Here is a 21,175-nt window from a genome sequence, read left to right on the forward strand (position 1 = left end):
CTCAAATAACGGCATGAAAATACTATTTCTTATCTACATCTTGAAAATCGGCATCTACTACTTTTTCATCGTTAACAGTATTTGCTTCAGAATGCTGATTTTCGGTTTGTGCTTTATACATTGTCTCACCGATTTTCATGTTAGCTGCTGTTAAATTGTTAGTCTTTTCTTTAATTAAAGAAGCATCTTCCGACTCAAGTGCTGATTTTAAAGAGGCTAGTGCTTCTTCAACCGCTCCTTTCTCTTCAGATGATAATTTATCCCCATACTCTCTTAAAGTCTTTTCAGTAGAATAAACTAAACTATCAGCAGCATTTTTTGTTTCAATAAGTTCTTTACGCTTTTTATCTTCATCGGCATTATGCTCTGCATCTTTCACCATTTGTTCGATTTCTGAATCGCTAAGACCACCGGAAGCTTGAATAGTTACCTTCTGTTCTTTACCGCTTGCTTTATCTTTAGCTGAAACATGAACTATCCCGTTAGCATCAATGTCAAACGTTACTTCTATTTGTGGAACCCCTCTTGGTGCAGGTGGTATACCTTCGAGATTAAATTGCCCAAGTAACTTATTATCTTTTGCCATTTCACGTTCACCTTGGAATACTCTAATAGTTACAGCATGCTGATTATCGTCAGCTGTTGAAAATACTTGACTCTTTTTTGATGGAATAGTGGTATTGCGATCAATTAATCTTGTAAATACACCACCAAGTGTTTCAATACCGAGTGATAAAGGTGTAACGTCTAACAATAATATATCCGTCACTTCTTTATTTAACACACCTCCTTGGATAGCTGCACCAAGTGCTACAACTTCGTCAGGATTGACACCTTTATGTGGTTCACGTCCAAAGAATTTTTTTACAGCTTCTTGTACTTTCGGCATTCTAGTCATACCGCCTACTAATACTACTTCTTGAATATCAGTAGGCTTAAAACCTGCATCCTTTAAAGCTTGACGGCAAGGTTCAATAGTTTTTTCAATTAAATCATCTACTAATTTTTCAAGTTCTGCCCTAGTAAATTTAATATTTAAATGTTTTGGTCCTGTGCTATCAGCAGTAATATAAGGTAAATTAATATCAGTAGCTGACGTTGAAGATAGCTCTTTCTTAGCTTTTTCTGCTGCTTCTTTCAAACGTTGTAATGCTAAAGGATCTTTGCTTAAATCAATACCACTGTCTTTTTTGAATACATCTATTAGATGATTTAATATTCTTGTATCGAAATCTTCACCACCAAGGAATGTATCACCGTTTGTTGATTTTACTTCAAAAACACCGTCAGAAATCTCGAGAATTGAAACATCGAATGTGCCACCTCCAAGATCATATACTGCAATAGTCTTACTTGATGATTTTTCAAAACCATAAGCAAGTGCTGCAGCAGTTGGTTCATTAATTATTCTCAAGACCTCAAGACCTGCTATTTTACCAGCATCCTTTGTTGCTTGTCGTTGTGCGTCATTAAAATAAGCAGGTACAGTAATTACTGCTTGCGTTACTTTTTCACCTAAATAGTTTTCAGCAGTTTCTTTCATTTTTTGTAAAATGAAAGCGCTAATTTGGCTAGGTGAATATTTATTATTATCTGCTTCAACCCATGCATCACCGTTATCGGCTTTAACTATATTGTATGGTACTAAACCTTGATCTTTTCTAACCATTGGATCAGTAAAATTTCTACCTATTAATCGTTTTACCGCATATATAGTGTTTCGAGGGTTAGTGACAGCTTGTCTTTTAGCAGGTTGTCCAACAAGTCTTTCGCTGTTAGCAAAGGCAATTATTGAGGGTGTCGTTCTCTCACCTTCTGCATTGTCTATTACTTTTGGTTCTTTTCCTTCCATTACCGCAACACAAGAGTTTGTAGTCCCAAGATCAATACCTATTACTTTTCCCATAATATTCCTCGTTTTCTTTTTGTTTATTATTAGCGTTGTATTCTATGTCATTCCAGTGTTGATCTGTTTTATCTCTCTTATTCGGTGATTTATTCCACAGATCTAGATATATTAGTATTAAGTTGTTTTTGAATACCGTGGACAAGCTACGGTATGAGGCACTAATTGTACCATAATAACTAAAGAATGCGTTGTCACCGTTGTGGGAATGACATCGTGTTCAACAAGCCATTTAAATTATTGTATTATGACTTTTTATTTGATATAGTGCTGCTTAAGTGATTTTACAAGAGGTAAAAATGAAAAAATTACCGATTTTACTAAAACTTGTATTTATTATTAATTTAGTTTTGATGAATAATATAGTTTTAGCATCTTCTGACACAAATACTGCAATATTTGAAAAAGCTAAAAAAGCAATCGTAACGATTGATACTAGAATTGCAGTATCGGCGTATGATGATACAAGTAGTTGGACTGGAACAGGATTTATTAACGATAAAAATAACGGCTATATAATTACTAATACTCATGTTGTTGGTGGTGCATCTATCGGAACTTATTTTGTTACTTTCTATAACGGTGAGCAGACAGAAGCAAAACTTATCTATTACGATATTTGGCAAGATTATGCTATTTTGAAAGTAGAGAGTAAAGATATACCAGTCTCAGCAATGCAAATAGCTTTTACTAGTGAGCTTCCAAAATTAAATCAAAAGGTTTTTGTAGTTGGTAACACAGAGGCGAAAGGTTTTTCTTTCCATACTGGTTATTTATCCGATCTTTATCATATTGAAGGTTTAATGCCTCAATGTACTTATGTTATTAACCTAAATACTACTGGTGGTGCTAGTGGTTCACCTGTATTAAACGATAAGATTGAAGCTATAGGAGTATTATATGGTGGCGGTAAAACTCATTCTTTAGCATTACACGGTGATTATGTAGCACGTACTTTGGAAAGTTTAAAAAATAATAAACAGCCAAGCAGAAAACATATAGGAATAATTAGTGAGCTATATTCATTAAATAAAGCGGTTAGATATCATAATTTTCCTAAAGACGAAATGTATAAATATATCAATAAATTTCCCGATAGTAGAAATAGAGTCATAAGTGTTAAGGCAGTTTTAGCTGGTTCTCCTGCTCAAAAATCTTTAAAAGCAGGTGATATTATTTGGGCAGTAAATGATCAAGAACTTGGTGGCAATCTAGCATTATTTGATAGAGAAATGGATAATTTTAAAGGAGTCACTATTAAACTTACTATATTCCGTGATGGAAAAAAGTTAGAGAAGGCTGTAGATTTATATGATGTAAACAATAATAAAATTGCTAAGATGATAAATTTTGGTGGTGCAGTATTTTTTGAATCCGATGATTATTTTAGTAATAAATCAGGCATTCCTCTTAAAGCTTTAAGTGTAGCGTCCGTTCAAGCTGGTAGTAGTTTTAGCTCTATACCAACGTTTTTTAATAAAGATTATAAAAATGTTTATAGATTGCAAATTTTTGAGATGAAAGATTTAGCTTTAAATACTCTTGATGATTTGATAAAATTCTTACCTGCTATTACTCAACAGAAATTTATAACAGTTAGATTTAGAAATTATCAACCTTATTATGCTAATTTTGGCTATAATGAACTTATCGCGTCGCATAATGATATGATAGCAGATATAACGCTTGATTCTATAGATACTAAGCCTTATGTATTAAAGTATAATACTATGTCTCATGATTGGGATATGGAAAATATAAAACTTCAGTAACTAATCCATCATGTTAAATTAACAATTATAAGATAATGCATAATCAATAGTTTTTATTACATCATTATTTCTAAGTTTATCAGCTAATACTTAGAAGATATTAATTATTAAGAATCTTAATCTTTAAATTCACAAAAAATATCTATAAATTATTTATGTAATAGTACTGCTTCAGGTGTTTAGGATTTATTTTGATTTTTGTCTCCGCGTTTATATGATTGATATAGAGAGTGATGTTTATACAAACAAAGCTTCCTTAAACATGTTAAAAAATATTAAGAATATGATAAAATTAAACATTTCTATTCAGTAAAAGTGATAAGTATCATGTAATGTAATTAAGTCTAAAGAAACAAGATTAGTGAAATTAGTATTAAAAAAATAACTTTTAGTGTTTTGATAATTTATTTTATAGTAATTTTAAAATGTTAATACAAATAAGCGCTAATTTATACAAAAGATAATGAAAACTAAACAGTCTTATTATGCGGAATAACGCATCAAATTTAGAATATTACACCGATTATTACATAGGTAGCAAACATATACCTGTTTTGTAATTAATATTGAGTATTAGATTAAATATGTAGTGATATAATATTTAATCTTTTTCTATTAATAGAGAAAATTCTATTGAGTATTTATCAGCATCATAACTCATTAATATTTATAGTTTTATGATAGCTTTTCATATAGCTCAAGCTATTTTTTAATATTTTATTATATTTTCAGTTTTAGTGTTAATTAATTTTATTTATGTTATAAAAACTCTTTTGTTATTTTTTTCTATTGGCATACTTAGAAGTTTATCTAATAAATTCAAATTCTTTTGTAGGTGTATTTATAAACTTATTACTATAAATATTAATAAATATAAATAATTATAATTTTCTTTCACAAGATCACAATTAACTGTTATTAATATAAAACATCAACATTAAGCATAATATATGCATTTTTTATTTATAATAATTTCATTCTGTCTAATGAGCAGTTGTAATTTAAAATCAGTATATAGTGAAAAGTACAGTAGGAATAATGATTTAGAAGCTATTAAAGTTGAACCGATTCGAACAATAGAAGGAGCTGAATTTTATCATCATTTAACTCGTATTTTACCTCAGAAAGCAAAGGCAAAATACCTTCTTAAAGCCGAGCTTAGTGCAACAACTATGCCTGCTACTATTGAAAAAAACTCTAATATTTTAAGGGAGGATATTAATCAATTAGTTAGATATAAATTACTTGATATAGAAAGCCAAAACATTTTAATTGAAGAGACGTTTTGCCAAAACACATCATATAATGCTATTTTTACACCATATGCAACAAATGTTGAACGATATGGAACAGGAATAGATTTAGCATACCAAGCAGCAGAAGAAATTCGTAGTAGATTAATTTTATATTTTATACGGCAATAGTTAAGTTATGAAATTTTATTTTTCGCAAATAGGTAAATTATTTGAATTAATAGCAGCAGGAAAGATTAAAGCTCTTTTGCTATATGGTCCTGATAAAGGCTATATAGAAAAGATTTGTACACGTTTGGTAAAAAACTTGAATATGCTACTATCTTCTATAGAATATGAAGATCTTAATATTTTATCTTTCGAGATATTACTTAATTCACATAATTTTTTTGGTCAAAAAGAATTAATTAAAATTAGATCAATTGGCAATTCACTCGATAAGAATTTAAAAACAATTTTAAGTAGTGATTATATAAATTTCCCTGTATTTATAGGGGAAGATATGAATTCTAGTGGGAGTGTTAAAAAGTTTTTTGAAACAGAAGAATATTTAGCGGCAGTTGCTTGTTATCATGACGATGAAGCAAAAATTGAACGAATTATTTTAGCTAAATTAGCAAAAACTAATAAAGTTATAAGTAAAGAAGCTATTACTTACTTAAAAACTCATTTAAAAGGTGATCATGCATTAATTTGTAGTGAAATTAATAAATTGATATATTTTGTTCATGATGTACATGAAATTACTTTAAACCATGTTTTAGAAGTTATAAGTAGTGAAATTACAGCAAATGGTAGTAATTTGGCAATATATTTTTCAAAAAAAGATTATAGTAATTTTCTGCAAGAGCTTGATATTTTAAAAAAACAAAATATTAATGAAGTTTTAATTATTAGAGCCTTAATAAGGCATTATTTAAATTTATATATAGTGTTATCGAAAGTAAAAAATGGTGAATGTTTGGAACTTGCAATTAAATCATTATCACCACCGATTTTCTATCATAATATTAATGATTTTATAAATATAGCACATGCGCTCAGCCTAACTGAATGTCTCAAGACTTTAAAACTGTTACAACAGGCAGAAGTGGATTATAAGTTAAATCCTGCTAGTTTCGATTTATTCCAAAGTATACTCTAAAATTTAAATCAAGAGTAGACATAGTTTAATTTGGAAAAAGTAAGTAGTATATACGGTACTGAAGGTAAGTGAGTACTGTATAAATTATAAGACAACGTAGCTAATTTTCAAGTTCAATGAGTAATTATGCCTAGACCTGATTTTTCTAACCTTGACAAACAAATACACGATATAATTAGAGTTAATCATGCTGGAGAGTATGGTGCAAAAAGAATTTATCAAGGACAGCTAAAATATATCAAATCTCAAAATGATCGTATGTTGATTAAAGAAATGCTTGATAACGAAGCAGTGCATTTAAATTTTTTTGAAAAAAAAATACTTGAAAGAGCAGTAAGACCAACAGTTTTATTATCTTTTTGGCATCATTATGGATTTTTACTTGGTGCTTTATCTTCCTTGATAGGAATAAAAACTGCAATGCTTGTTACCGAGAGTATAGAAGAAGTAATAGCAAAACATTATGAACAGCAAATAAATTATTTAGAAAATAGAAATGTTGAGTCAGAATTATTAAATAATCTTATTAAATTTCGACTTGAAGAAATTGAACATAAAAATATTGCAGTAATATATAGCACTAATGCAATATTTGCAGATATCATTAGTAAAATAGTGAAGATAATTTGTCATATCTCTATACTTTTAAGTAAGAAAATTTAGCAGGATACACTTGATTAGTTTGAAATCTAAAAATCTTTTTTAGAGACTAAAAAGATCATTAAAACATTAATAATTATTAGAAGTGATCTTTCATTTGTATTTTTTAGGATTAATAAATTATTAATTTATAAAGTATAAAGATATTAGTGGTTAAACTCTGTTGCTGTCAGGGCTTCCATGATACTTCATGATTTTACTCACTTCTAATATCATAGGCTCTTGGCATAAATATTACGTGTTAACAGATTAGTTTTAATGGAGCTTAGGAGCTTCAACATTATTGGTAGTCTACATATTAATTGAATAATATTAAAGAATCAAGAGATTTTAATTGTAAATACATGTAATTCTACGTTAAGTGATATGATTTGTCTTAGTTAAACTTAAATTTGTTATTTTATCTTGTAGGTCTATATTTTAAACATTTACATGTAGATACGCTCGGTTGTCCGACTTCAAATTAAGTACTATGTTCTTAGTTGATCTTCGTATATCTTTGCAGTATTTAATGAGAAAATGGTAAAATAAAATTATGAATCCGAATTCAAATTCTATTACTAATATTCCATATTAGTAGATCCAAGCCATTAGCACATTCTTAATCTTTTGCTTTACTTCTTTTTGTTATATGTATTATCTCGTCCATGAATGACTACAAATTTTATCTGCATGAGTTATCTCAGTAATTTATTGTTTATATTTTTGGTAGAGAGATGTAGTGCAGGAAGGAATAATAGAACATCAACATACTAGCCTTGTTAGGAAAGGATTACAAATAGATATATTTATCTTAACTATATTTTTTGCTTCTTTTTTTTAATCAAGTTTATCACCAGTATGTCTTTTAGATGGTGTATGGGTTATAAAACAAGGCATTTATCCTCCATCTACAATTAAAACTTTGATGCGTTTGATATTACTTTTATCAGGTACTGCTTGTTACTGTGGCTCGTTATGCTTTAAAAGAACAAAATCAAAAAGATTGTGTAACTGCAATGACTTTTACCATAGTGCTTGGAATATTTTTTACAATTATGCAAGCAAATTATGCCAGCATATAAATATTATCATGCGGAGTTTAAATTTACAGATGGTATATATGCTTCTAATTTTTATTTAGCAACAGGTTTTTATTATGCTCATGTAGTTATTTGTATCATATTTCTAATACTTTACTATTTTAGAGCAAAAAGAGGAGATTTTACTACAGAAGTTAATGGACATTTAGGATTTGAATTTGCTGCATAGTACTGGCTTTTGTGGATGTTGTTTGGTTATTTTTATTTACGTTTGTTATATATTGGGAAGTTAAATGAGGCTAATATGTGATTATAATGTTACTTAAAATAAGTCTTTTTAAGATATTTTTGCATATTAATTAAAATTGTGATATTTATGAGTTGATTTATATATAAATAAATTATACATTATGTTTTAAATGCTAATTTTTCTTGAGGTAAAATATATGAACTTTCATAATCGTAAATTAGACGAAGAATTAATCGATTATAATATATCATTACGTATATTATTTACTATTCTAAGCGTAGCTATTATTATGGTGGCTTTTGATAGTTTAGCCACTAGTGTGAGCGATCCTGTAGGTGATGCATTATGTAAGTTAATTAAAGTATTTAGAGGCAATACTGCGAAAGGTATAGCTGTTGTAGGTATAATTGTTTTAGGAATTCAAACATTAAGAGGAAAATTGCAGTGGGAAGTAGCTTTAGTAGTAGTTACTGCAATAATTATATTATTTAAAGCACCAGATATTGTGAATATGGTGTCAAGTGATAATAATAGCTCAAATTGTGGTGTTTCTTAATCTACACTACAAATTATTATATCATTAGTCATGATAATAAGTTTTTACTTATAAGTGTTTTAGCTTTTCAATATAATTGTTGAATAACTCTATATTGATACTAAATCCTTATTGAATAGAGTAAAGATTCTAATTCAGGATTTATTATTTTTTGGTGTAAAAATTTTAAACTAATATAGTTTGACTGATGTAATATAGTATTGTTAGATCCCGTGTTCAAGTGCATATGTTATGCAGTGATAAGTCATATGTGCAGCTATTATCACTTAAACAACAGTCCTAGTCTATTACATATAGTAATGTCAATATATTTTGCATTCACAGGGATCTTGTCAATATTTAATTCTAGATATATTGCTTGTTTAGCATGGATTTTTGTTCGTAATTTTGTAATTGATGCATATTCATCTAACGTGTGATTATTAGAATCAATTACTCTAACTTTGATTAGAGGATTTGTAATTAAATAATCAGACTCATTAGATAATTTATAAAATATCTTCATACCGTTCATATGATGATATTCTCCTAGATTAATTGCCTCTATCTTTAGTTGATCATATTTACCTAAGAATTTAAAGCTATCTATTAGTAATATTACTAAACAAAAAATTATAAAACTAGACCATAATATTGGAAATATTTTATATTCTTTCTTACGAGGCAAAATAACAGGTACATTAGTATTATAATGATTTTTAGTAGGTGTTGTAACAGTTTCTGTGTTTATTTTATCTTTAAAATCATTTAATTTACTATTATTATAGTCTAATTTCTGATACCATAAATGCTTGCATTTCGAACATTTTACTCGTCGTCCATTAATACCTATCTGATTGCTTGTAACAATAAATTGTGTGTTGCAATTTGGGCAAGTAATATACATATTAATTATAATTATTTTTGCATAATATTTGACTCAATGATAATATCATTTATTATTTTTAGCAATAAAACAGTTAAAATATATGTCCGATATTATTAAAGAAATTGAAGAAGCTTGGCAAATTAAGGAAAATATTCTTAATGATTCTTTAAAGCTTATAAAATTAAAGAGCATTCTTAATGAGAGTATTAAAAGCTTAAATCAAGGTATAATTCGTGTTTGTGAAAAGCAAGGAAATCAGTGGAAAGTTAATGAATGGGTAAAGAAAGCTATATTACTGTATTTTATCACTACGGAATCGCAGCTTTATAATAACAATTATAATAGTTGGTATGATAAAGTTGCTCCTAAATTTCCCGCAGATACTGATAAGAATATATTCAAAGAAGCAGCTATACGCAAAGTTCCAGGAGCTATTGTGAGAACTGGTACTTATATCGCTAAAAATGTTGTAATTATGCCCTCTTTCATTAATATAGGTGCTTATATAGATGAGGGTACAATGATTGATACATGGGCTACTATTGGCTCATGTGCTCAAATAGGTAAAAATTGTCATATTTCCGGTGGTTCAGGAATAGGGGGGGTGCTTGAGCCATTGCAAGCAAAGCCTGTTATAATTGAAGATAATTGTTTTGTTGGTGCAAGATCCGAAATAGCAGAAGGTATAATAGTAGAGGAAGGATCAGTAATTAGTATGGGTGTGTTTATCGGTAGCTCTACAAAAATAGTATACAGAGATACAGGTAAAATTATTTATGGCAGAATTCCAGCTTATTCTGTTGTAGTGCCAGGAGTATTACCTTCTCCTGAAGCAGGTAAGCCTGGACTTTATTGCGTAGTTATTGTAAAGCAAGTTGATAAAACTACTCGAGCTAAAGTCAGTATAAATGATTTATTAAGGTGACAATTAACAAGTTTTTATATTAATATTTTTTTACATTTCTGCTTTCAAAGTAAAGCTATATTAGATATAGTTTGTACAGTATGGTAGAAGAAAATAATAAGCTACATCAAGTACCAATTAATGATTATTGGTCAATTAATGTCGACAACGATAATCTTTTCTTGGTTATTGTTCACATTTGTTGAATTAGGTTAGTATGCATATTACCTAAGAAAATATCGTATATCATAATCAATAATACCAGCTGAGTTACAATATGATGTTATAGTATCTATTTCTTGTAATGCTTGAAAAGCTAAATTTCTTTTTTGCTTTATCTTATAGAACATATTTTATAAGTTTTTTAGCATGTGATCATAATATTAGTGTTATATTATTTTCTATAAAATAGATCACTTTCTTGATGTATTAATTAAAATTATTACCGATTCTATGTATATTTAAAGTTTTAATTTTAAATTGTATTTTAATTCTCTAACGCTCCTTTATAATCTTGTTCTACGCTTAATATATTGCTTATTTTGAGTAATAACTAGATATAGTTTTGACTTCTGATTTATCATTATACTTATTCTATATTGCTTCTTTATCATTTAAACTGGTTTCGTGTTGTAATCTTACATTCTCTATAGAAGATAGATAGTTATTTTGTATGTATAACGCACATGCTGTAATTAAGGAAATATAGGTATAATTGAATTGAAGCCATATTTAGTAGAGCTACAAAACATAATGATAATTTTTAGGTTTAATGAATATCTGTAAGTTCAAATAACATGGTTATTGTGTATTAATTTGAGTCTAACATTCAAAATATTACACATATAAGGTTATAGTTGCTTATTTAAAATATGATATGATGACTTGTAATAATTAAATCCTGTACAACCATAAACAGAGCTTATATTTGAGCATTTTATAAATATAATCCTAATAGTGATTAGTAAAAAATTTTGAATAATTAAGTGGCATTAAAATTTTCCAAAACTATTTTGCAGATTGATTAATTCTACCTTTATCTGTATTTAATATGTATGGTATTATAGGATTGTTTCGTTAATTTAGTAATCAATTTAGCTTTTTTACCTTGAAATTTTGTGTTCCTTATCTACATTCTAGGTTTTTAAATTTTAGCATATTAAAAAGTATATTAAAATTATATCAGAGAATATTAATAATATCTTTGTTAGTGGTGTTGATTATAATGTTCTTATGATTACGCCCGTTATGTTGTCACACATATAACCGTTTTTTAAATTATGTTTCTTTTGTAAGAAGAATATTTTTAAAGTATTCTTTAATCTTATTAAAAATACTAGTAGACTGTATTTTTTCTTTTTTACTTTAATTTAAAAATAACTTTTAAACTTAAAATACATTTGCTTTTGAACTATATAGAGGCCTAAGTTAGAGGATTTACATAATACTTTTGCTGAAATTTGCTAAAATTTCAAATTTTCGTCAGTAATATATCGCGATCATATTTGTGTTTAATTTTCTGAGTTGTGTTAAAATAAAATAATTTATCAAATGTACATCCTTTACCGTATTCAATAATCTTAGTCTCGTTTATACATAAATTTTATATCACTAATGTAGCTTTTGGTATTTTTTATTCTGGTATTCCTGAATAATGCACTTCGTTAATGTATTTAGAATGTTTGGCTTTTTAAATAATTAAGAGCAGTTTCTGCTGATGTTTATGGTTTAATATTAAGTGCTGTGTCATATATAATCACTAATTTATTCTTTAATATAAATTTTTATACTATCGCTTTTGCCACTATCACTGATAGCGCTAATAGTAAACTCACCGATTTTTGCTTTCCATATTACTGGTTCATTTGGTTTTGCTGTAGCTATTAATTTATTATCTACAAACCAAAAGATCTTATTGGTTTTATTGTTGCTAATCGCACTAAAGGTTATAGTATCACTCTCTTTAATTGAATGTAAGGAATTTTTTACAGGATATATAATTTTAGGTTTTTGATAATACCAATTTATAAACTTATTACAATTGTTTTTAGGTATAGGTTTCGGTAATATATGTATTCCTGCTTTTTGATAAATCAAAAGGATATCTGTTGGCAATAAATTTATAATTTTATATGCTGTTTGTCCTTTGAAAAATTGACAAGTAGGCATACCAGTCTTTAAATCTATTAATATTTTTTTATAAATATCTGATTGTTTTATTGGTGATTTACCTTTAATGAATAAGGTCTCTGTTTTAACAGGACACATATCGTTATCGATATCTCCTGTATCAGCACAAACTTTTACTTTAGTAATATTTAGTTCATGAATTTTCGAAAGTATTAAATCCTCATCTTTATTTGGTCTAGTTATTGCTTCAATAATATTAAAGAATAAAGGTGCTGCAGAAATATTACCAGTAAATGTTCCATAAGTTTGTCCTTTGAAGTCACCAACCCAAACAGCTAGTACATATTTCCCAAATATACCAACGCTAAGTGCATCTCGAAATGAGCTTGAAGTACCTGTTTTCCAATAAATTGGTAAGTTATGACTTATATTATATGTAATAGGACGCGTTGTATCTTTTAAAATATCAAGTGTTAGATAGCTTGCTTCAGGAGATAATAATACATTGTTTATGTTATCCTGTATTTTGTCTATGTGATCAAATTTATTATTTCTAGATCCTATGGATAAGCTACGTGATGACATCAAGTTCTTTCTAAGAGGTTGATAAGTTCCAAAATTAGCAAGCATAGCATAAAGAGTAATTAATTCTTCAAGCGTCATTTCTACTGTGCCGAGTACTATAGATAAGCCGTAATTTTCGGGTTTTCGTAAGCCACTAATTTTTGCTTGTTGTAAAAATTCATAAAAATTTGGGTTTTTTAACTTAGATGCTAGAAATATTACTGGTATGTTACGGCTTTTTATTAATGCTTCTTTAGCACTTAACACACCTGCAAACCTACTATCAAAATTTTCCGGTTTATAATAATCATAGTATGTAGGTGTATCTTTGAGTAAAGTTAATGGATGTATTAGTGATTGATCAAAACTAAGTGCATAGACAAATGGTTTTAATGCTGAGCCTGGAGAACGATAGATTTTAGTTCCGTTAATCTTGCCACAAATATCGTTATTAAAAAAATCACCTGAACCAATACTAGTAAGCACTTCCATAGTAGTAAAATCAATAAGAATTACAGCAGCATTATAAATGCCGTATTTCTTCTGATTATTAATATATAGCTTCACTTGTTTTTCTATAGTTGTTTGTAAGTTCTTATCAATGGTTGTATATATGATAGGATTATCATTATTTGCAAGTATCTCTAAAGTGAAATGCGGTGCAATAAATGGAAGATCTTTATGTCGATTAAATTTAATAGGCAAACTAATTAATTTATCATAGATTATATCTTCTTGATGAGTCGTTATCCACTTGTTAAATAGATATTTACGTGCTTTTAAAATATTAACATAATTTCCGCCCCTTTTAAGAGGATTTTGTGAGATTACTACAAGGCTTAGAATCTCAATTAAATTTAAATCTTTTAGGTCACGATTGAAGTAAATATAACTGCCGGCTGCTATCCCTTCAATATTACTGCCATAAGGTACTAGGTTTAAATAAGCTTCTAAAATATGATCTTTTGAATAATGTAACTCTATATGAATAGCTTTAATGATTTGATGGATTTTGCCAAGAATAGTAGAAGAGTTTATTCCATATCTTAAACGTGCTATTTGCATTGTTATAGTAGAACCACCTATTTTACGATTGTTCTGTACATAAGTAGAATAAAAAGCTTTAGCTAAAGAAAGAGGATTAATACCAAAATGCTTATAAAAATGCTTGTCTTCATATAATAATACGGCTTTGATAAAAGTTGTCGGTATTTCATTAATAGGCGTAAATATTCTATATTTATCATCTTTAGAAAGTGAAATACGCATTAACTTGTTATTTCGATCAAAGACCCTTTGAGAGAAACTTATGTCTTCAAGTAAAGGAGAAGGAGTAATAGCAAAATATAATATTATAATGCCATTGATTGTAATCAAGAGTAATTTGGATTTAAGACACAATTTATGTATTGTTGTTATACCGTGGTTAAGCAACGGTATAACAACATACATTATAAAGAATTTTAAAAATAATGAAAATTTGAATAATATAGTGCGCATATAGAATTATTATCATATAATACACCACATAAATAGATTCATTAATAGTTAATTAGATATTATTACAAATATTCACTAGCCTATAAAACCTAGGTTACTATCTACATGATAAAATTTAATGCTGCCTTGTTTCAGGATAAAATTTAGTAGTAAAAATAATATTAATTTTAATAAATTTTATCAATTAGAACAATAAACCTTTAAATGGTTTTAATACTGTTAAAACACAGTTGTTTTATTATTTCACTTTTTATTAATTCTTAACTTAGTTAATTTTAAAACAATTGTGCAAGAACTGAAAAATATACTAATGAATTTGTATCGGCTATTACCAATAACTAAAGCAAATTTAATTGATAGTAAGACAAATGTTGATTCAACACAAATTTTAACAAATGAAATAACTGTTTAAGTACAATCAGGTTGTAGCAAAGCATTAAACACATTTTCTTATAAGAAATAATTGATAAAAAACTATCATTAGCTAATAAGTAGAATTGATACTTAAGATTTACTAAACAAAGTTTGACAAATCGTATTATTAATTTATATAAAAATGCTTTAGATAAGATTAAAAGTTCTCAAAAGAATTTAAACACTTACATGAAGGAAACTGTAGTACCAGAAGGATTAATTACTGTAGTTTATTGTTGTTACTGCTGTAATTCAGTAAATATAATCTGAAATATGTGCAAAAATTTAAAGTATAATTGTGAGATAGCAAAAACAGTCGCAGCTCATAATAATTTGTGAACAAATTCCGAAATTAATCCAATAAGACTTAAGTGAATCAAGCTTTAGCACGTGCATTAAGAAAATCAGAAATAGATTAAGCTATTATCGATTATGTATTTGTAATGAAAGAAATTTTTTGAAGAATAAATACCTAAGAAGTAGAAAACATTCTAGATTATGAATATATATGTGATAGTAATGAATTTTTGTAAATATTGTTGGAGATAACTTAAATTTGGAATATAAGGTAATCTTCATAGATATTGTGTAGTTCTTTTAATGTAGAATAATAAAGATTGCATTGAGAAAATATAAAATGTTGTGAAATAAGTTGTGGTAATTTCAATTCTAGAAGCAGCTCATTTGAACACTGAATCAGTCGTAATATCAGTGTATTAATTCTAAAGTTCAATATATAGTTATTACTACCGAAAATGTGCAACATGATTGAGGAATATGCCGTGTATTATAATACAATATGTTCTATTGCTTTTCTGTATATCGTGGATGATCTATTAGATAAAATGAAATGTATCCCATGAACCATAATGGGAATGTATGCTCATAATGATTATGGTACTGCAGATCTAATAGTAGTAAATAATACTTATTACTCGTCTCGTAGTACTAAAACTGATATGTCTGAATGACGTACGATTTTAGAAGCATTAGGTCCAAGCATATAATCTTTTAATTGTAGTCTGACTGCAGAGATTATTATTAAATCTGCTTTAATTTCATTAGAGTGCTTAATTATTTCATCATAAACTGCCCCGCTACCTATATAATCATCCGTTTCAATTGTATCAGGAATATATTGTTTGATAATGTCTTTAATTTGAGTTTGATATTTTTCTTTTTTTTCTGTTCTCCAATTTTTAGGTAAATAATCTTCAAACATTTTAGTACCAAATTCAGGCATTACATACATAAAATGTAATTTTGCTTGAAAATTTATTGCAAGCATTAAAGCCTTAGAAAAAATACTTTTTATAGATTTCTTATCATTTAAATCTATAGGTATCAATATATTTTTAAATATCGTGTTTTTAGTCATATTGTTAGTTTTTACTTCTTACTGCATTATGTTTTGGTAGCACAAAATTTTTAGTATCTACAAAATAGTGAATGTCAAGGTTATTTAATAGGTAATTAGAAAGTTTAAAATTTGCTACGTTTCTATGAAAAGCACCAATAAACTTATCTAAAATATCACTATTCACTTCATCTCTAGTTACTAGGATCGCCGATACTTTCACGGTAGTGTGATAATCGGTAATCCATGGATATAAGCTCTTATTAAGTATAGCTTTATTAAAAGCTCTATTTTGTTTTATTAATTCTGTTATTTTATCATTTTCAATTGAAACGAAATTAATTTTACACTTATGAGATATTAAATTTACTAATGGATTAAAATGTCCAATCATCATGATTATAGCATCTATTTCCTTATTACAGAATTTTTCAATAGAATCTTCATAATTAATATTGAGTTCTTCAGATTCATTAGAAAATTTATATAAGGAACGTATTGTATCATAAGTAATATTACTACTAGAAAATTCTGGACCATTAGTTATTTTTTTTCCATCAATATCAGCAAAAACTTTTATTCTATTGTCATCTCTTACAATAACTGTAAAAAACTCATCATGTAGATTAAGTACTTGACGTAAATTTTGCATTTTTTCTTGATTGCGATAATAACCTATTCCCTCATATGCTTCTACTGCAATATTTGCTTGTACTAAAGCTAAATCAATTTTTCCTTGTTGTAATAATTTTAAATTTTCTATACTACCATTTGTTATTACAACCTCACATTTAATATGTTCGTTATTTTTATAATCACTTGTAATCGTCTTGCATAAATCAAGTCCAATAGCATAATATCCTTTTAAAATAGAGCCGGTACCTATTTTAATGATTTTTGTGGCAGCATAAATATTACTGCAAATAAGAAATATACTAATAATAGTTAGTAGTTTTAAATTATTCATAAAACTAATTTGGATTATTTTCGGTATTTTTTTCTGCTTTATATTCACCAAGTGTGAGCTCTAATAAATTTATAGAGCCAATATTTATTCCTTTATCTGAGAACGCAATATCAAACTTAGCATTTTTTATATTGTTGTAAACTGAATTTGTATTATTGTTGTCTGTATTTAATTGCTCGTCAGAAGTTTTATTCATTGCTTTTGCAATAATTGTTTTAATTGTTTTTTTAGAAAAAAGAATATTATTCGGTAATAGTTTATCAACTATAGCATTATAATTTTCTAGCTCAAAAGATAGTATTCCTTTTGGTAATTTATTAGTAAAGAATTGTAAAGTACCGTTTAAATTAACTTTAGAGTCATTATCACAAATAAAAATAAATCTTTCTATATTAAAATTTTCTAAAATAGATGCATCTTTCCCGTTTTTAGCAAATTTAAAAGAAGTAGCCATATCTACATTAGCATTTTTAAAATTCAAAATATCATTTTCTGAATAGTAATGCATATTTAAGAATAAGGATATATTCTCCTGACTTGCTAGATTATGTTTTTGGATAAGAAATGCTAAATCATTAATTTTAAAAATTTCTTGATGACCTTTAAATATTGATAATGCTTTATTATTGAACTTAATTGATTTTAATATTTCTTTTAAACTATCATCTTGTGATACCTTATATAAAGGTTTATTAAATTTGCCTATACCATTAATATCATTATTGCTGTGTACATTATAGGTAAATGTTTTGTCGCCGTAATTATCTACTTTAATAAAAGGACCAAAATTAAGTGCAGCTCTTTTAGTATTAAAAGATATATTTATGACAATATTTTTACATGTAAATTCTTGAGAATTTACATGATCAATTAACTTTACTTTAGGATCTGTTATGTGGATTTTCCAATTAAAAGGATAACCCGAAAACTTAACAGCATTATAATATATTCTCAGATTATCTGATTCAGAATTTTTTATTAAACTTACAACGTTATTTTTTATAGTATATGCAGTTGAAAACCATATTATAGTAAAGGCTAAAAACACAAAAAGCAGTATTTTACGTATCACTTTTTAAATCCATTATAATTTATATTACGAGTAGCAGAAGGAAGTCGCACTTTGATTCCATCCAATTCTTCAGTTAGAATAATTTGACATCCCAATCTAGAAGTATCGGTAAGACCAAAGGCTAAGTCAAGCATATCTTCCTCTGCTTCCGTAGGTTTTTTTAATTTGTTGTAAAATTCTTCTTCTAGCATAACATGACAAGTAGCACAAGCAAGTGATCCTTCGCAAGCTCCTTCAAGATCTAGATTGTTACTATGAGCAATTTCTAAAATAGAAAGCCCTATCGGCGCTTCTACTGTTTTTTCTTCTTCATCATTTATAATAAATGTTACTTTTATTTTTCTTAACATTCTCCTTAATTTTTCCTTATCTAAATTAGTTCTATATAACAACTTGGATTATTTTATTTGATTGCTATTTTCGCAAATCATTAATATTAATTATGTTTTGTATCCATATATTTTTTATTTTGGATTTAAACTCTTTAATAGAATGCTTAATTAATGTTTGATCTCTAGTTTGTACAGCATATTTTATATTATCAAATAAAGCATTAATTATAGATATCTCACTTTCTGATAACAAGGTTGTTAATTCTATTATAGAACGTTCTATGTTAGAGATTAACGCCTCTGTTTCAATTATTTCTTCTTGTAATAATCTAGTAGTATAATCTATACTAGCATTTTTATAAGCGTTTTCTAACATAATCTCAATCTCTGTTTTATCAATACCGTGATTTGGTTTTACTTCTATAGTATGTGATATATTACTGATTTTTTCATAAGCAGAAATAGATAATATACCGTCTGCATCAATAGCAAAAGTAACTTCAGCTCTAATATTTCCTGCTTTCATAGGTGGTAGACCTTTTAACTCAAATCGAGCTAAACTACGGCAATCTGCGGCCATTTCTCGTTCACCTTGTAATATATGGAATTGTATACCAGTTTGATTATCGGCATACGTTGTAAATTCTTTTATTACCGCAATAGGAATCGGCGTATTACGCATAATGATTTTTTCAACTATACCGCCATATAATTCAATGCCGAGTGATAACGGTACTACATCAATCAGTAATGAATTTGTATGTGGTGCTATTAAGTTTTCTGCTTGTAATGCAGCGCCACATACAACTGCTTTATCAGGATCAATATCTGATAAAATATTTATTTTAAATGCTTTATATAATTCATCCTTGATTAAAGGAATACGAGTCGTCCCACCTACTAAAATAACTCCGTCTATATTTGGATTTCCTGACTGTTCTAAACATTCTTGTGTTATATTGATAGTGTGTTTGACTAAAGGAAAAATTAGTTGTTCTAATGTTTGCTTATTAATTGATATAATATCATTATTAAAACTCTCTTTATATGTTAAAGTTTCTTTTGCTTTTTTTGCAAGTTGTAAAGTCTCGCTAGAATTAGGTAAATCAAATTTATTACAAATGTATTGTGTAATTACTACATCTATATCGTCGCCACCAAGCATATTATCTCCGTTTGTGGCAATAACTTGGAAAATGCCTTCTTGTATATTAAGAATAGATACGTCAAAAGTACCACCTCCTAGGTCATATACTAAATAGCGACCTGTTTGATTTCTGTTTAAGCCGTAGGCATATGCAGCTGCCGTCGGTTCAGCAATTAACCTTAATACTTCAAAACCTGCTATTTTAGCTGCAAGCATTATTTCACCTCTTGCTGTATCATTAAAATGTGCAGGTATTGTTATGACTGCTTTAGTGATATTATTTTTTAATTGTTTTTCTGCTTGATTTTTTAGGTAAATAAAAACTTCTGCTGCAATTTCAGCAATACGCATCTTTTTATTAGCAAAATTTAGTTTCAGCTCACTACTATTTATATCTAAATAATCTTTAACTAACGCAAAAAGTGTTTTGGTATTTAGAATTTCTTTTAATGTTTTACCGAATAGTCTTTTTATAGAACGTAGTCCTTTATTATTACCTATTATCAAATCTTCATTTATAAAATCTATAGTAGTTGGTATTAATTCTTTATCACCTTTAGACTTAATAATGTTAACTTTTCTATTAGTAGCAATTGCTATTAATGAATTAGTAGTGCCAAAATCGATACCTACTGCTATTTGCAGTTTCTGCTGACAATCAGTTTGCTTCGGTTCTGTAATTTCTATTATTTGCATGATTTTATTTTTTCTTGCAGCTTGTTCTGCAATGTTCTAATATATTTAAGTTTGCTTGTGTGTATGGTTGCATCTGATAGATTTCGTTTTTCGAACGCTTGTTTTAAAGAATTAATGTTTTGTTGTTGCATTAATTCATATTTGTGCTTTATTTTTTCTAAATCACTAAATAAAATAGTATTTTCAATTCTTTCCATTTCATTCCAGAATATACTTAATTCTAGTGGAGAAAGTAAACTACGTATCTTTTCATCATTCAAATTTATGTTTTGCAAAAGCAGCATGTATTCAGCACGCTTTAAAGCATCTTTCAGAGTAGAGTAAGCTTTATTTAATTCAGTGGCAATAATTAGATTTTGTTCCTTTTCTTGCACAGTTTTTGCTTTATCAGGATGATATTTTATCTGCATGGCAAAATATTGCTTTTCTAATATTTTTAAATCAATATTATACTCTTGTGGTAGTTCTAATAATTGAAAATAATTTTGCACTTTAAAATTCTATATTATTTAGGTTTTTATTAACAAGGTTTTTCCTCATTGCAATGCAAAACTATAAGTTTTGACAAAACAAGATTAGAAATTTATTCTCATTCCATGAGATTGCTATGTAATATAATGCTCCATGCAATGACTACTCAGAATCAATGCGAGAAAGATAT

At 27.6% G+C, this 21,175-nt stretch carries 15 protein-coding genes and 1 pseudogene; 7 read left to right on the forward strand and 9 right to left on the reverse strand.

Translation table 11 applies throughout. The annotated features are described in order from the left end of the window. Nucleotides 1-22 precede the first annotated feature (22 nt). Nucleotides 23-1,906 carry a molecular chaperone DnaK gene (gene dnaK, locus RT_RS00880; RefSeq protein ID WP_011190647.1) on the reverse strand — a complete coding sequence of 628 codons (1,884 nt, stop codon included), beginning with the start codon at nucleotides 1,904-1,906 and terminating at the stop codon, nucleotides 23-25. Nucleotides 1,907-2,184: 278 nt separating this feature from the next. On the opposite strand from dnaK, the gene RT_RS00885 reads away from it, so the two are divergent. The 6 genes and pseudogenes from RT_RS00885 to RT_RS00910 all read left to right on the forward strand — a co-directional run bounded on the left by RT_RS00885 (nucleotide 2,185) and on the right by RT_RS00910 (nucleotide 8,563). Further along, nucleotides 2,185-3,678: a S1C family serine protease gene (locus tag RT_RS00885; protein ID WP_011190648.1), complete on the forward strand. Its 1,494-nt coding sequence runs from the start codon at nucleotides 2,185-2,187 to the stop codon at nucleotides 3,676-3,678. A 950-nt stretch (nucleotides 3,679-4,628) separates the two neighbouring features. Then, the gene (locus RT_RS00890) at nucleotides 4,629-5,102 is read left to right on the forward strand and encodes a hypothetical protein (RefSeq protein WP_011190649.1); all 474 of its coding nucleotides are present in this window, start codon (nucleotides 4,629-4,631) and stop codon (nucleotides 5,100-5,102) included. Between the two features lie 7 nt (nucleotides 5,103-5,109). Beyond that, entirely contained in the window at nucleotides 5,110-6,075 is a 966-nt protein-coding gene (gene holA / locus RT_RS00895) for a DNA polymerase III subunit delta (protein WP_011190650.1), read from the forward strand. Nucleotides 6,076-6,201: 126 nt separating this feature from the next. Further along, nucleotides 6,202-6,738 (forward strand): demethoxyubiquinone hydroxylase family protein, encoded by a 537-nt coding sequence (locus RT_RS00900; protein WP_011190651.1) that lies wholly within the window; start codon nucleotides 6,202-6,204, stop codon nucleotides 6,736-6,738. 644 nt (nucleotides 6,739-7,382) lie between these two features. After that, nucleotides 7,383-8,054 (forward strand): annotated as a pseudogene (locus tag RT_RS00905) (cytochrome c oxidase subunit 3). 149 nt (nucleotides 8,055-8,203) lie between these two features. Continuing rightward, complete coding sequence (locus RT_RS00910; RefSeq protein WP_014419409.1) at nucleotides 8,204-8,563, forward strand: TrbC/VirB2 family protein; 360 nt, start codon at nucleotides 8,204-8,206, stop codon at nucleotides 8,561-8,563. A gap of 262 nt (nucleotides 8,564-8,825) precedes the next feature. Here the strand turns inward: RT_RS00910 and RT_RS00915 are convergent, their stop codons facing one another. Then, nucleotides 8,826-9,449 (reverse strand): MJ0042-type zinc finger domain-containing protein, encoded by a 624-nt coding sequence (locus RT_RS00915; protein ID WP_011190653.1) that lies wholly within the window; start codon nucleotides 9,447-9,449, stop codon nucleotides 8,826-8,828. A gap of 82 nt (nucleotides 9,450-9,531) precedes the next feature. On the opposite strand from RT_RS00915, the gene dapD reads away from it, so the two are divergent. Further along, a complete protein-coding gene (gene dapD / locus RT_RS00920; RefSeq protein ID WP_011190654.1) occupies nucleotides 9,532-10,356 on the forward strand; it encodes a 2,3,4,5-tetrahydropyridine-2,6-dicarboxylate N-succinyltransferase in 825 nt (274 codons plus the stop codon). Between the two features lie 1,743 nt (nucleotides 10,357-12,099). On the opposite strand, the gene pbpC is transcribed toward dapD, so the two are convergent. The 7 genes from pbpC to hscB all read right to left on the reverse strand — a co-directional run bounded on the left by pbpC (nucleotide 12,100) and on the right by hscB (nucleotide 21,005). After that, a complete protein-coding gene (pbpC, locus tag RT_RS00925) occupies nucleotides 12,100-14,430 on the reverse strand; it encodes a penicillin-binding protein 1C (protein WP_011190656.1) in 2,331 nt (776 codons plus the stop codon). Between the two features lie 1,444 nt (nucleotides 14,431-15,874). Next, on the reverse strand, nucleotides 15,875-16,321 hold the full coding sequence (locus tag RT_RS00935; RefSeq protein WP_011190657.1) for a universal stress protein: 447 nt from the start codon (nucleotides 16,319-16,321) through the stop codon (nucleotides 15,875-15,877). A 4-nt stretch (nucleotides 16,322-16,325) separates the two neighbouring features. Further along, nucleotides 16,326-17,267 carry a TAXI family TRAP transporter solute-binding subunit gene (locus tag RT_RS00940; RefSeq protein ID WP_011190658.1) on the reverse strand — a complete coding sequence of 314 codons (942 nt, stop codon included), beginning with the start codon at nucleotides 17,265-17,267 and terminating at the stop codon, nucleotides 16,326-16,328. 4 nt (nucleotides 17,268-17,271) lie between these two features. Further along, nucleotides 17,272-18,339 (reverse strand): RP198 family tick cell line-upregulated protein, encoded by a 1,068-nt coding sequence (locus tag RT_RS00945; RefSeq protein ID WP_011190659.1) that lies wholly within the window; start codon nucleotides 18,337-18,339, stop codon nucleotides 17,272-17,274. After that, complete coding sequence (locus RT_RS00950) at nucleotides 18,336-18,689, reverse strand: ferredoxin family 2Fe-2S iron-sulfur cluster binding protein (RefSeq protein WP_011190660.1); 354 nt, start codon at nucleotides 18,687-18,689, stop codon at nucleotides 18,336-18,338. Before RT_RS00950 ends, RT_RS00945 begins: the two co-directional genes overlap by 4 nt. Nucleotides 18,690-18,753: 64 nt before the next feature. Continuing rightward, nucleotides 18,754-20,514 carry a Fe-S protein assembly chaperone HscA gene (gene hscA / locus RT_RS00955; protein ID WP_011190661.1) on the reverse strand — a complete coding sequence of 587 codons (1,761 nt, stop codon included), beginning with the start codon at nucleotides 20,512-20,514 and terminating at the stop codon, nucleotides 18,754-18,756. Then, nucleotides 20,505-21,005, reverse strand: a complete 501-nt coding sequence (hscB, locus tag RT_RS00960) for a Fe-S protein assembly co-chaperone HscB (RefSeq protein ID WP_011190662.1) — start codon at nucleotides 21,003-21,005, stop codon at nucleotides 20,505-20,507. The genes hscA and hscB overlap by 10 nt, the downstream gene beginning before the upstream one ends. Nucleotides 21,006-21,175 lie beyond the last annotated feature (170 nt).

It is taken from the genome of Rickettsia typhi str. Wilmington, assembly GCF_000008045.1.
Lineage (GTDB): Bacteria > Pseudomonadota > Alphaproteobacteria > Rickettsiales > Rickettsiaceae > Rickettsia > Rickettsia typhi.